Below are 12,750 nucleotides of genomic sequence, written 5' to 3' on the forward strand. Positions count from 1 at the left end.
GTAAAATGTTAAACTGTATAATAAAAAATAACTATTAAAAAGTCAGTTTAAAGGAACGTCTTTTGATGTTCCTTTTTATATTTTGTAAATAATGATAAAATAAGGTTAGATGATTATGTTTTGGAAAGGATATACGATATGAATACTGTTATGATTGTTGCCGCTGGTAGTGGTAAGAGGATGAATGCAGGGATGAATAAGCAGTTTATAAAGATAAATGATAAAGAGATTGTTGCTCATACTATAGAGAGGTTTTATAATTCTCCTTTGATAGAAGAGATTGTTCTTTGTATTAAGGAGGAGGAAGAAGAGTTTGTTAGAGAGAATATAATAGAGAAGTATGGGTTTAAGGATATAGTTATATCTTACGGGGGTAAGGAGAGACAGGATACTATAAACAATGGTCTTGAGAAAGTTAGTCCTGATTGTGATATTTTACTTATCCACGATGGTGCGAGACCTTTTGTTACAGATGAGATTATAGAGAATGCTGTTAATGAAACTAAGAAGTTAAAGGCAACTGTTGTCGGTGTTATGGTCAAGGATACTATAAAGGTTGTCGATGGAAATGAGATAGTAGATACTCCAAATAGGGCAAATCTTTGGGCTGCTCAGACACCACAATCTTTTGATTTTAACTTGATAAAAGAAGCCTATGAGCTTGCATATAGAGATGGTTTCTATGGAACTGATGATGCTATGATTGCAGAACATGCAGGTCATAAGGTGTATATGATTCAGGGAAGTTACGACAATATTAAGATAACTAGTCCTGAGGATCTGCCTATATCAGAAGTTATTTCCCGGGGAATAAATTCTTAAAAATAACATATAAATATTAAGATAGTACAAAAATAATAAAAAAGTAATGAATAAAAAAGCTAAGATACTAAAAGTAGGTGATTCTATGAAATACACAGGAACGACTTACAGACCTCCATTTGAAGTTAATTCTCTTTTGCTCCAAGTAACAGCAGGGTGTAGCCACAATAAGTGTACGTTCTGCACTATGTACAAAGATGTTCCTTTTGAAGTTGAAAGTATGGAACAGATTGAAGCTGATTTAAGAGAAGCGAGGGGGAGAAGAAAAAGAATAAAGAAAGTATTTTTAGAAAATGGAGATCCTTTTGTTTTAAGTGCAGATAAGTTAAAACAGATTGCTGAAAAGATAGAGGAGATTATTCCTGAAGTGGAAAATATCTCTATGTTTGCTACAATAAAGAATATCATTAATAAAACGGATGATGAGTTAAAAGAGCTTAGAAAACTTAAAATAAACAATTTAAATGTAGGGATAGAGTCTGGATTAGAAGAAGCGGTCGAGTTTATGAATAAGGGATATACTGTAGAAGTTGCCAAAAGAGAGTTTAAAAGACTTGAAAATGCAGGAATGGACTATAGTATAAACATAATAACTGGCTGTGGTGGAAGTGATAAGAGTAGAGAAAATGCGATAAAAACAGCGGAACTTGTCAATGAATTAAATCCAAAGATAGTATTTGTGGGAAGTATTCACGCTGATGAGGGAAGTAAGTTGGAAAAATTAAAGGCAACAGGAAAATTCAATGAGAATACTCTTAGAGAAAACATAGAAGAAGAAAAATTGTTTATCGAGAAACTAGATGAAAGAGATATAGAATTCTTTGGATTACATCCATCAAATGCTGTAAGATTACACGGAAACTTATCCAAAGATAAAGAAACTATTATTGAAAAATTAGACAATGCATTAAAAGAAATACCAGATGAAATCTTGGATAAAGTGAGTAAAAGAGGTTTTGAAGGAACTGTAGAATTTTAATAAACAGAAATGAATGGAATTTTATAAACAGATAGGAGAGATAACATGAGAGTTGGAATGGGATATGATGTACATAGACTTGTAGAAGATAGAAAGCTTATAATCGGTGGAGTTGAAATTCCTCACGAAAAAGGATTGCTAGGACATTCTGATGCAGATGTACTTACACATGCAGTTATGGACTCAATACTTGGGGCTATGGCTATGGGAGATATTGGTAAACACTTCCCAGACACAGATCCAAAGTTTAAAGGAGCAGACAGTTTAAAACTTATGGAACATGTATATGAAATTATGAAAGAAGAAGGATATATACTTGGAAACATAGACTGTACTATAATTGCACAGGCTCCAAAGATGGCTCCACACATACCACAGATGAGAGAAAACTTTGCTAGAATAATGCACACAGACATAAAAAATATAAACGTAAAAGCTACAACAGAAGAAAAACTAGGATTTACTGGAAGTGGTGAGGGAATTTCTGCACAAAGTATATGTTTATTATTGACAGAATTTAATAAATAATATATCATTGAGAGTATAAGTGAAACAAATAACACAACTATAGACTATAGGATAAAACTATATTATCTATAGAAAATTTATATGATTGCAATGATAAAGAAGTAGTAGGTAGTGAAAGTCTTACAGAGAGGAAATGTTGATGAGAAATTTCTAGATGGAAGCAACTGAACCAATCTTTTAGCTTAGAGGGGTAGCAACCTCTACGGATGGAGCCGTTATACTCCAGCAAGAGAATCACATGTTTTGTGATTAACTAGAGTGGTACCGCGGAAACTATGCCTTTCGTCTCTATTAAGAGATGAAAGGCTTTTTTTATTATAAAAAATAATTATTAAAAATTAATCTATAAAATCAAAAAGGAGAATAAAAAAGATGGCAAAAAATGATAAACAGTTCGTTGAAGAAATTACACCTATGGAGGTAGACTTTGCTCAGTGGTATACAGATGTTGTTACTAAAACTGACTTAGTTGACTACGCTCCAGTAAAAGGATTCATGGTTATAAAACCTTATGGATACGCATTATGGGAAAAAATACAGGAATTCTTCGATGCTAAAATAAAAGCAACAGGACACAAAAACTGCTACTTCCCACTATTAATACCAGAAAGCTTATTAACTAAAGAAGCAGAACACGTTGAAGGTTTTGCTCCAGAAGTTGCTTGGGTAACTCAGGGTGGAAACAAAACTTTAGAAGAAAGACTATGTGTTAGACCAACTTCTGAAACAATAATATGTACAATGTATGCTAAATGGTTAAAATCATACAGAGAATTACCATACCTATACAACCAGTGGTGTTCAGTTGTAAGATGGGAAAAAACTACTAGACCATTCTTAAGAACTTCTGAATTCTTATGGCAGGAAGGTCATACTCTACATGAAACATACGAAGAAGCAGAAAAAGAAACATTAGATATACTTCAGATGTACAAAGAAGTATGTGAAGACTTATTAGCTATGCCAGTTATAGATGGACAGAAATCTGAAAGTGAAAAATTCGCTGGTGGAGAAAGAACATACACAATAGAAGCTATGATGCACGACGGTAAAGCATTACAGTCAGGAACAAGTCACTTCTTAGGACAGCACTTCACTAAAGCATTCGATATAACATTTGCAGATAGAGAAGGTGGAATGTCTCATCCATACCACACTTCTTGGGGTATATCAACTAGATTAATAGGTGGACTTATAATGACTCACTCTGACAACAGAGGTCTTGTACTACCTCCAAGAATAGCTCCAACTCAGGTAATGATAATACCTATAGCTGCAAACAAAGGTGGAGTAATGGAAAAAGTTGATGAATTATACGCTGCATTAAAAGAAAAAGGTGCTAGAGTAGAAGTTGACGATAGACCAAACTACTCAACTGGATACAAACTAAACGACAGCGAAATGAAAGGTATACCAGTAAGAATAGAAATAGGACCAAAAGATATAGAAAACAACCAGGCTATGGTATTCAGAAGAGATACATTAGAAAAAGAAGCAGTATCTTTAGACAACTTAGTTGAATATGTAACTGGATTATTCGATACTATACACAATGATATGTTAGAAAAAGCTAGAAAACATAGAGAAAACAGAACTTCTGTAGCTAAAGATATGACTGAATTCAAAGCTGCTTTAGAAGAAAAACCAGGATTCATAAAAGCTATGTGGTGTGGATGCCCAGAATGTGAGGCTAAAATAAAAGAAGAAACTACAGCAACAATAAGATGTATACCATTCGAACAGGAAGATCTTGGAACTAACAAATGTGTATACTGTGGAAAAGAAGCTAAAGATATGGTTATAATAGCTAAAGCATACTAAGAATAGAAATTAAATAAAGCCTGAAAAGTCTGCCGGATTCTTTGATGGCAGGCTTTTTATGTTTATATAAAAAATTGCTGAGGTGATGCAAATGAGATTTTCAAAAATGTTCATACCTACAAAAAGAGAAATACCTACAGATGTGGAAATAGAAAGTCATAAACTTATGATAAGATCTGGAATGATAAAAAAATCTGCTTCTGGAATATACAACCAGTTACCTTTAGGATTAAAGGTAGAGAGAAAAATAGAAAATATAATAAAAGAAGAAGTAGAGGACGCAGATTTCCGGGAAATGCTTTGTTCTGCACTTATTCCATCAGAATTATGGCAGGAATCAGGAAGATGGGCTAGAAGAGGAGCAGAAATGTTTAGACTTGAAGACAGAACTGGCAAAGAATTCTGCTTAGGGCCTACACACGAAGAAGTATTTACAGATATAGTTAGACAGGAAGTAAGCTCATACAAACAGTTACCCGTGAAACTATACCAGATACAGAGTAAATATAGAGATGAAAAAAAACCTAGATTTGGTGCGATAAGAACAAAATCATTTACAATGTTTGACGCATACAGCTTTGACAAAGACGAAGAAAGCCTAAACAAATCTTATGAAGAAATGATAGCAGCATTCAAAAGAATATTTGACAGATGTGGTGTTAAATATAGCTTAGTTGAAGCAGAATCAGGAATAGAAGGAGCACCATCTTCAATAGAATTCATGGTCAAATCTGAAATAGGTGAAGATGAGTTAGCGATATGTTCTGATTGTACTTATGCAGCAAACAGAGAAAGTGCAGAATGTATGCCAAGAGAATTTGAAGCTGAGGAATTAGGAACACTTGAAGAAGTACACACTCCAGATGCTAGAACAATAAAAGATTTAGAAGAATTCTTTGGTGCTGAAGGGAATAGATTTGCGAAGACAATAATATACTACGCCGATGGAAAAACTGTAACAGTTGTTGTAAGAGGCGATAGAGAAGTAAACGAAAACAAAGTGAGAAGAGCTATTGGTGAAGTAGAAGAATTTGGACTTGCTACAGACGAAATGGTAAAAGATGTAACAGGATCTGAGGTTGGATTTGCTGGACCAATAGGAATAAACTCTGACATACTACTTATAGATGAAGAAATAGCAAACGGCAAAAACCTAATAACAGGTGCAAACAAAACTGGATACCACTTTAAAAATGCAAACTTTGGAAGAGATTTTGAAGGAACTGTTGGAGATTTTAGAACTGTTAGAGAAGGGGATAAATGCCCTAAATGTGGTGCTCCTCTAAAAATAAGAAGGGGAATCGAAATAGGACATATATTCAAAGCAGGTCAGAAATTCTCTGAAAATATGAACGCAATGTACAGAAGTGAAGAAGAAACTGATGAATATATCCAGCTTGGATGTTATGAAATAGGTACAGAAAGACTAACTGCTACAATAATAGAGCAGAACTTTGATGCAGACGGAATAGTTTGGCCACTTAGTGTAGCTCCATTTGAAGTAGAGATAATTCCTGTAAACTTAAAAAATGAGGATGTTGTAAATACTGCTGAAAGAATTTATAAAGAACTTAAACTCATGGGAGTGGATGTCTTAATAGACGATAGAGATGCTAGACCAGGAACTAAGTTTAAAGACTCTGATTTAATAGGAATTCCTGTGAGAATAACTGTTGGAAGAGATTTAAAAGAAGGTTTAGTTGAAATGAAGTTTAGAAATAGCGAAGAAAGAGAACTAATATCTGCAGTAGATGCAGCAGAAATAGTAAGAGATAGATTATTATAAGAAAAGAGGGAGTAACTCAACTAACACTTGCGCCTATACAGGCGACGAGCGTGTTAGTCGAGTTATCTCCCTATTTTTATAAGTTTACAACCCTCTCTAGCTCCGATTTATGTTATAATAAACTGTATAATAATGAGATTTTAGGCAATTTTGCCGAATTAGTTTAATTTTAGGAGGAATAATATGAGCAACGTAAGAGTAAGATTTGCACCAAGTCCAACAGGATTTGTACATATAGGTAGTTTAAGAACAGCTCTTTACAACTATTTATTCGCAAAACACGCAGGTGGAGAATATATACTAAGAGTAGAAGATACTGATAGAACTAGACTTGTTGATGGTGCTATAGAAAACATGCTTAATGCAATGAAATGGGCAGGAGTAAACCACACAGAAGGTGTTATGTTAGATGAAAATGGAAATGTAACACAGAAAGGTGAATACGGTCCATATATACAGTCTGAAAGATTAGACATATACCAGAAATACATAAAAGAACTTTTAGATTCTGGTAAAGCATACTACTGCTTCTGTACAAAAGAAAGATTAGATGCAGTTAGAGAACAGCAGAAAGAAGCTGGAGAAACTCCAAGATACGATGGACATTGTAGAGATTTAACTCCAGAAGAAGTACAAGCTAAAATAGATGCTGGTGAACCATACGTTATAAGACTTAGATTACCAGAAGACCACAAAATAACCTTCACTGACTTAGTAAGAGGTGATATGGAATTCAACACAAATGACTTAGATGATCAGGTACTTATAAAAACTGATGGATTCCCAACATATCATTTTGCAGTTGTTGTAGACGACCATTTAATGAAAATAACTCATATAATAAGAGGGGAAGAATGGGTTTCTTCAACTCCAAAACACGTATACCTATACGAAGCTTTTGGATGGGAAAAACCAGTATTTGTACACCTTCCAAACATATTAAATACAGAAAAGAAAAAATTAAGTAAAAGACAGGGTGATGTAGCTGTTGAAGACTTCAAGAAAAAAGGATACCTTCCAGAAGGTCTTGTAAACTACGTAGCTCTAGTTGGTTGGTCACCAGAAGACAATCAGGAAATATTCTCTATGGAAGAATTAGAAAAAGCCTTCTCTATAGAAAGAGTATCTAAGAGTGGAGGAGTATTCGATACTGAAAAATTAAATTGGGTTAACCACCACTACATGAAAGAAGCAGATGATGCTGTTTTAGCTGAGTTATGTATGCCATACTTAGTAGAAGCTGGATACATAGCAGAAGATGAAAAAGAAGCTAAAATGGATTTAGTTAAAGAAATAGTAAGTGCAGTTAAAGAAAAATTACACTATGCAAAAGAAATAACTGACCACGTTTCTATATTCTTTGGAGATAAATTCGAAATAGAAACTGAAGAAGGTATGGAATTCTTAAAATTAGAACATATACCAACACTATTCGATGCTTTAAGAGAAAAAATAGAAGCAGCAGAAAGCTTTGATGCAGATAGCAACTTCGCTATACTAAAATCAATACAGAAAGAATACAAAATAAAAGGTAAAAACCTATACATGGGATCAAGAATAATGTTAACAGGACAGATGCATGGTCCAGACATCCCAAAAGTTATGGAAGTATTAGGTAAAGAAAACTGCCTAAGAAGACTTGACTATGTAAAAGCTAACGTACTAGACAAATTAAACTAGTATTAAAACAAAGATTAGTTACAATATAAGAAAAGTCTTGATATATTAAAGAATGTTTGGGTATATACTTAGACATAACAAAAAGCCAAAGAGGTGATAAGGATGAAAGTATACAATACATTAACAAATAAAAAAGAAGAATTTGTACCATTAGAAGAAGGAAAAGTGAAAATGTATGTGTGCGGGCCTACAGTGTACAACTATATACATATAGGTAATGCAAGACCATTCATAATGTTTGATACTTTAAGAAGATACTTAGAATATCAGGGTTATGATGTAACTTATGTACAGAACTTTACAGATGTAGACGATAAAATAATAAAAAGAAGCCACGAAGAAGGAATATCTCCAGAAGAAGTAGCTGAAAAATATATAAAAGAATACTTTGTTGACTGCGATGGACTAGGAATAAAAAGAGCTACAGTTCATCCACAGGTTACACAGAATATTCCACAGATAATAGAATTTATCCAGGAACTAGAAGAAAAAGGATACGCTTATGCAGTAAACGGAGATGTATACTTTGACACTAGAAAATTTGAAGGATATGGAAAATTATCTGGACAGAATATAGATGACCTAGAAGCTGGAGCAAGAATAGAAGTAAATGAACAGAAAAGACATCCAATGGACTTCGTTTTATGGAAAGCTAAAAAAGAAGGCGAACCAGGATGGGATAGTCCATGGGGCGAAGGTAGACCAGGTTGGCATATAGAATGTTCTGTTATGTCTAAGAGATATCTTGGAGAAACTATAGATATACACGCAGGTGGACAGGACTTAACATTCCCTCACCACGAAAACGAAATAGCTCAGAGTGAAGCTAGAAGTGGTAAACCATTTGCTAAATACTGGATGCACAATGGTTATATAAATGTAAACAACGAAAAAATGAGTAAATCAAAAGGAAACTTCTTCACTGTAAGAGATATATCTAAAAAATACGATCTTGAAATAGTTAGATTCTTCCTATTATCAGCTCATTACAAAAGCCCAGTAAACTTCAGCGACGACTTATTAGCACAGGCTGGAGCAGGACTTGAAAGACTTTACAATACTAAAGAAAAATTAGTATTTACATTATCTCACTTAGAAGGTGAAATGACTGATGCAGAAAAAGCATTAGTTGAAGAACTTGACGGATTTAGAAAGAAATTTGTTGAAGTTATGGATGATGACTTAAATACTGCAGATGCTATAACTGCTATATTTGAATTATCTAAATTTATAAACTTAAATGTAGACGAAAATTCTTCTAAAGAATTTGCAGAAAAATGCTTAGCTGAATTTAACGAACTTACAGGAGTTTTAAATATAGTAAATAAAGAAAAAGACAACTCTGTAGATGCAGAAGTAGAAGCTTTAATACAGCAGAGAACTGATGCTAAAAAGAATAAAGATTTCGCAAAAGCAGATGCTATAAGACAGCAGCTTCTTGATATGGGAATCGTTCTTGAAGATACTAGACAGGGTGTTAAATGGAAAAGAGTATAGAAAATGGAAAAAAGTGAATTAATAACTATGTCTCCATTGGTACTTGCTTATCTTGGGGACACTGTGTATGAATCTTATATAAGAGAATATTTAATTAAAAAAAATTGCAATAACAAGGTGAACACTCTTCATAAGCAGGCGATAAAATATGTAAATGCAAATGCTCAGTCTAAGGTTATTCACACTATAGAGAATGATTTAACTGAGGAAGAGATGAGAATCTTTAAGAGAGGAAGAAACCAGAAGTCTAACACAGCTCCAAAGAATATGGATATAGTAGACTACAAACACGCAACTGGTTTTGAAGCTCTGATTGGTTATCTTTATCTTGATAAGCAGATAGATAGACTTGAAGAGATTGTTAGAAGAGGAATTGCGATAATAGAAGAAGATATGTAAATGAAAAAATGCCCAGTTGGAGCTTTTAAATGCCCAGTTGGGCATTTTTGTTGTAATTATATAAAAAATATGGTATATTTTTGGTATTATTTGACGGTTTACAATAAAAAGATAGATATATTTAAGATAGAAATGTAAAATTTAGTCTGAGTAAAGGATAATATAAAAATGAGAGATAAAATTAAAGAACGGATAAAAATAATTGTAACAGCTATAGTTATTGCTGTAACAGTATCTATATTTGTGCAGCCTGTTTTAGTTGATGGTAGCTCTATGTTTCCAACGCTTAAAGATAAGGATTATCTAATAGTAAATAAGTTTATGTATAAGTTAGATGAACCTGAAAGAGAAGATATTATAGTAGCGAAATCAAAATTATTGGATGAAAACAATAAAAATAAAAAAATAGTTAAAAGAATAATAGGATTGCCAAATGATCATGTAGTTATAAAAGATGGATATGTATATGTTAATGATAAGAAATTAGATGAAGAATATTTAGATAATTTTTATACAATGGGCAATATAGATATTATTGTACCTAACGATGAGATATTTGTTTTAGGTGATAATAGATCTAACAGCAGAGATAGTAGAGATAGTTCAATTGGAACAATAGAGATATCGGATATAATAGGGAAAGTTGCTATTAGAATATTGCCTATTAATAAAGTAACTGTATTTGATTAGTAGATATTATATAAATAGATACAAATTATTACAAAATAGCAAAACATATTGATAAATTAAACTTTCATTAGTAATATAATGTTACAAAATAAATAGGATTGATATATTAACTTTAGTTATATATAGTCCTTTTTTTATGGGGGAAAAGTAATGTTTAAGATTGTTATTTGTGATGATGAGTTGTTACAAAGAGAAGAATTAAGAGAATATATTTATAAAGTGTTTGAAGAGGTTGAAGAAGAATTAGAACTTTTAATATTCAATTCTGCGGAAGATGTTTTGAAAGAAAAAGAGGTATTAAAGGATACAGATATATTTATTTTAGATATTAAAATGGATGAAGTGTCAGGGATGGATTTGGCAAAGATTATAAGAAAAGAAAATGATATTTCAGAGATAATATTTATTACTTCTTTAGTTGATTATATTCAAGAAGGATATACTGTTAGGGCATATAGATATTTACTAAAACCGATAAACTACGAAGAATTAAAAACTCATTTGTTAAGTTGTATAAATGATATAAAAAAGAAAAAAGATAACTTTATGATGATAGAAAATAAAGGGATAGTACATAAAGTACCTATAAATGAAATAATGTATATAGAAGTTGCAAAAAAAGAACTTACAATATATGCAAAAGAAAATAGCTACAAAACTAAAAGTAGTATGGATAAAATAGAAAAAGAACTAGAAAAATTCGATTTTTATCGATGTCATAAAAGCTATTTGGTTAATATGAAGTATATAGAAACAATAGATAAAAATGAAATAATAATAAATGGTAATAAAATTCCTGTTAGTAAGCATAGAATATCAGATTTTAAGAAAAAATTTACGTTATTATTAGGTGATATAATATGTTAAAAGTAGATATATTTTGGATGATCATAGAATGTATTTCTACAGGGATTGAATGGTTTGTATTAAAGTTAATATTAGATGAAATAAGTGAAAGAAAAAGTAAAAAAGTAGAATTATATATTAGTTTTTTATTTGCTTTTTTAACATTCTTTATTTTGACTTATATAAAATTAAATGTTAATTTAAAATTGGGCTTAGGCGTATTAATAATGTATTTAGTATATTTTTATAATTATAATGAAAATAAAATAAAAATATTGTTTGTAAGTTTGTTATATTCATTGATTTTAATAGGGTTTGATATTATCGGGTTAAGTTTAGTTGCGTGTTTAAATAATATTAAAGATATGAGTCAATTAATTAGTAGTAATTTCTATAGAATAGAGTTAATAATAATATCTAAAGTATTGTTAACTCTATTTGTACCAACGTTAAAAGTTATAAAGTTAGATTTACAATTATTAAAGAAAGATTATGCATATTTGATAATACCAATATTTGCAAATATCATAAGTATTGTTGTGATATTTGGACATGTATTAAAAGACAAAGATACAAATAACATATATCATATATTGATATTATGTGTATCTCTAGTGCTATTGTTTTCCAATATATCATTAATCAGGATGATATCTCGTATTATGAAAGATAACGAGATTAAATCAGAGAATAGATTAATAAAAGAAAAAATGGATATGCAATATAAACATTATCTAAGCTTACAAGAATCACAAGAAACTATTAAAAAAATCCATCACGATATTAATAATCATATGATATGTATAAAGAAGATGTACGGAAATAATAGTGCAGCGAGTGAGTATATTGAAGATATTAGCAATCAAATATATTTTTGTAATTATAATTTTAATAGTAAGAATATGGTTTTAGATATAATTCTAAGTGAGAAGAAATATATTTGTGATAAGAATAAGATAGATTTTTTAGTAGATATAAACTTTGATAAATGTAATTTTATGGATATGGTAGATGTTTGTAGTATTTTTTCTAATATTTTAGATAATGCTATTGAAGCGTGTAATAAAATTAAAAGCAAAGATAAAGATAAGAAAATTACATTAAAAGGAACTGTTGTAAATGATTTTTTTGTTGTAAAGTGCATCAATACAAAAGAGAACGATGTTCTATTATCTGGAAATAAGATAATGACAGATAAGAAAGATAAGGATTTGCATGGAGTAGGAATAAATAGTGTAAAGAGTTCAGTGAAAAAATATGATGGAAGTGTAGAATTTAAGTTTGAAGAAGATAAATTTACTGTTGTTATATGTATACCGATTAGTAAAAATGCCCAGTTGGAGCTATAAAATGCCCAGTTGGGCATTTTTGTTGAAATTATATTAATAAATATGTTATTTTATGAGTATAAAAAATAAGGGGGATAATTTATATGGATAAAAATAATAATTTAAGTTTATTTTTAATAGTAATAGGTGTAATACTAGTATTTTCGTGTGATTCTATAGGAAACTTTCTTTTTCAAAGTGCCTATCCAGATGGATATGGAAATATAGAATTGATTAGTTTCTTCTGTTTTTCACTTGCTCCTATTGTTATAGGTGGAATTAGTTTCTTTGTGGGGCTAAATAATCTACTAAAAAAATAATGATATAAAAGTGCTGTTATTAATGTTAATATTTTTATAACAGCACTTTTTATG

At 31.1% G+C, this 12,750-nt stretch carries 12 protein-coding genes and 1 other annotated feature; all 12 genes read left to right on the top strand.

Features of this window, described 5'->3' with window-relative positions; genetic code table 11:
• The first annotated feature begins 138 nt into the window (after positions 1-138).
• The 12 genes from ispD (at position 139) to DWX74_RS07795 (ending at position 12,696) form a co-directional block, all read left to right on the top strand.
• Complete coding sequence (ispD, locus tag DWX74_RS07740) at positions 139-822, top strand: 2-C-methyl-D-erythritol 4-phosphate cytidylyltransferase (RefSeq protein ID WP_118549465.1); 684 nt, start codon at positions 139-141, stop codon at positions 820-822.
• 46 nt (positions 823-868) lie between these two features.
• Positions 869-1,801: a radical SAM protein gene (locus tag DWX74_RS07745; RefSeq protein WP_118549466.1), complete on the top strand. Its 933-nt coding sequence runs from the start codon at positions 869-871 to the stop codon at positions 1,799-1,801.
• Positions 1,802-1,846: 45 nt separating this feature from the next.
• Positions 1,847-2,329, top strand: a complete 483-nt coding sequence (gene ispF / locus DWX74_RS07750; protein ID WP_118549467.1) for a 2-C-methyl-D-erythritol 2,4-cyclodiphosphate synthase — start codon at positions 1,847-1,849, stop codon at positions 2,327-2,329.
• Positions 2,330-2,410: 81 nt separating this feature from the next.
• Positions 2,411-2,622: a binding site (T-box leader), on the top strand.
• 79 nt (positions 2,623-2,701) lie between these two features.
• Complete coding sequence (gene proS, locus DWX74_RS07755) at positions 2,702-4,150, top strand: proline--tRNA ligase (protein ID WP_006440468.1); 1,449 nt, start codon at positions 2,702-2,704, stop codon at positions 4,148-4,150.
• A gap of 91 nt (positions 4,151-4,241) precedes the next feature.
• Complete coding sequence (locus DWX74_RS07760; protein WP_118549468.1) at positions 4,242-5,936, top strand: proline--tRNA ligase; 1,695 nt, start codon at positions 4,242-4,244, stop codon at positions 5,934-5,936.
• 183 nt (positions 5,937-6,119) lie between these two features.
• Entirely contained in the window at positions 6,120-7,616 is a 1,497-nt protein-coding gene (gltX, locus tag DWX74_RS07765) for a glutamate--tRNA ligase (protein WP_118549469.1), read from the top strand.
• A gap of 102 nt (positions 7,617-7,718) precedes the next feature.
• A complete protein-coding gene (cysS, locus tag DWX74_RS07770) occupies positions 7,719-9,113 on the top strand; it encodes a cysteine--tRNA ligase (protein ID WP_118549470.1) in 1,395 nt (464 codons plus the stop codon).
• 3 nt (positions 9,114-9,116) lie between these two features.
• Positions 9,117-9,512, top strand: a complete 396-nt coding sequence (locus tag DWX74_RS07775) for a Mini-ribonuclease 3 (RefSeq protein WP_118549471.1) — start codon at positions 9,117-9,119, stop codon at positions 9,510-9,512.
• 168 nt (positions 9,513-9,680) lie between these two features.
• Complete coding sequence (gene lepB, locus DWX74_RS07780; protein WP_118549472.1) at positions 9,681-10,202, top strand: signal peptidase I; 522 nt, start codon at positions 9,681-9,683, stop codon at positions 10,200-10,202.
• A 150-nt stretch (positions 10,203-10,352) separates the two neighbouring features.
• A complete protein-coding gene (locus DWX74_RS07785; RefSeq protein ID WP_118549473.1) occupies positions 10,353-11,069 on the top strand; it encodes a LytR/AlgR family response regulator transcription factor in 717 nt (238 codons plus the stop codon).
• Positions 11,063-12,397: an ATP-binding protein gene (locus tag DWX74_RS07790; RefSeq protein ID WP_118549474.1), complete on the top strand. Its 1,335-nt coding sequence runs from the start codon at positions 11,063-11,065 to the stop codon at positions 12,395-12,397. Before DWX74_RS07785 ends, DWX74_RS07790 begins: the two co-directional genes overlap by 7 nt.
• 83 nt (positions 12,398-12,480) lie before the next feature.
• The gene (locus tag DWX74_RS07795) at positions 12,481-12,696 is read left to right on the top strand and encodes a hypothetical protein (protein ID WP_118549475.1); all 216 of its coding nucleotides are present in this window, start codon (positions 12,481-12,483) and stop codon (positions 12,694-12,696) included.
• Positions 12,697-12,750 lie beyond the last annotated feature (54 nt).

Origin of the sequence: Peptoclostridium sp. AF21-18 (assembly GCF_003478825.1) — a bacterium.
Taxonomy (GTDB): domain Bacteria; phylum Bacillota; class Clostridia; order Peptostreptococcales; family Peptostreptococcaceae; genus Peptacetobacter.

Coding starts and splice junctions, on each gene's coding strand:
- ispD (WP_118549465.1), top strand. CDS start 139: ATGAATACTGTTATGATTGTTGCCGCTGGTAGTGGTAAGAGGATGAAT.
- DWX74_RS07745 (WP_118549466.1), top strand. CDS start 869: ATGAATAAAAAAGCTAAGATACTAAAAGTAGGTGATTCTATGAAATAC.
- ispF (WP_118549467.1), top strand. CDS start 1,847: ATGAGAGTTGGAATGGGATATGATGTACATAGACTTGTAGAAGATAGA.
- proS (WP_006440468.1), top strand. CDS start 2,702: ATGGCAAAAAATGATAAACAGTTCGTTGAAGAAATTACACCTATGGAG.
- DWX74_RS07760 (WP_118549468.1), top strand. CDS start 4,242: ATGAGATTTTCAAAAATGTTCATACCTACAAAAAGAGAAATACCTACA.
- gltX (WP_118549469.1), top strand. CDS start 6,120: ATGAGCAACGTAAGAGTAAGATTTGCACCAAGTCCAACAGGATTTGTA.
- cysS (WP_118549470.1), top strand. CDS start 7,719: ATGAAAGTATACAATACATTAACAAATAAAAAAGAAGAATTTGTACCA.
- DWX74_RS07775 (WP_118549471.1), top strand. CDS start 9,117: ATGGAAAAAAGTGAATTAATAACTATGTCTCCATTGGTACTTGCTTAT.
- lepB (WP_118549472.1), top strand. CDS start 9,681: ATGAGAGATAAAATTAAAGAACGGATAAAAATAATTGTAACAGCTATA.
- DWX74_RS07785 (WP_118549473.1), top strand. CDS start 10,353: ATGTTTAAGATTGTTATTTGTGATGATGAGTTGTTACAAAGAGAAGAA.
- DWX74_RS07790 (WP_118549474.1), top strand. CDS start 11,063: ATGTTAAAAGTAGATATATTTTGGATGATCATAGAATGTATTTCTACA.
- DWX74_RS07795 (WP_118549475.1), top strand. CDS start 12,481: ATGGATAAAAATAATAATTTAAGTTTATTTTTAATAGTAATAGGTGTA.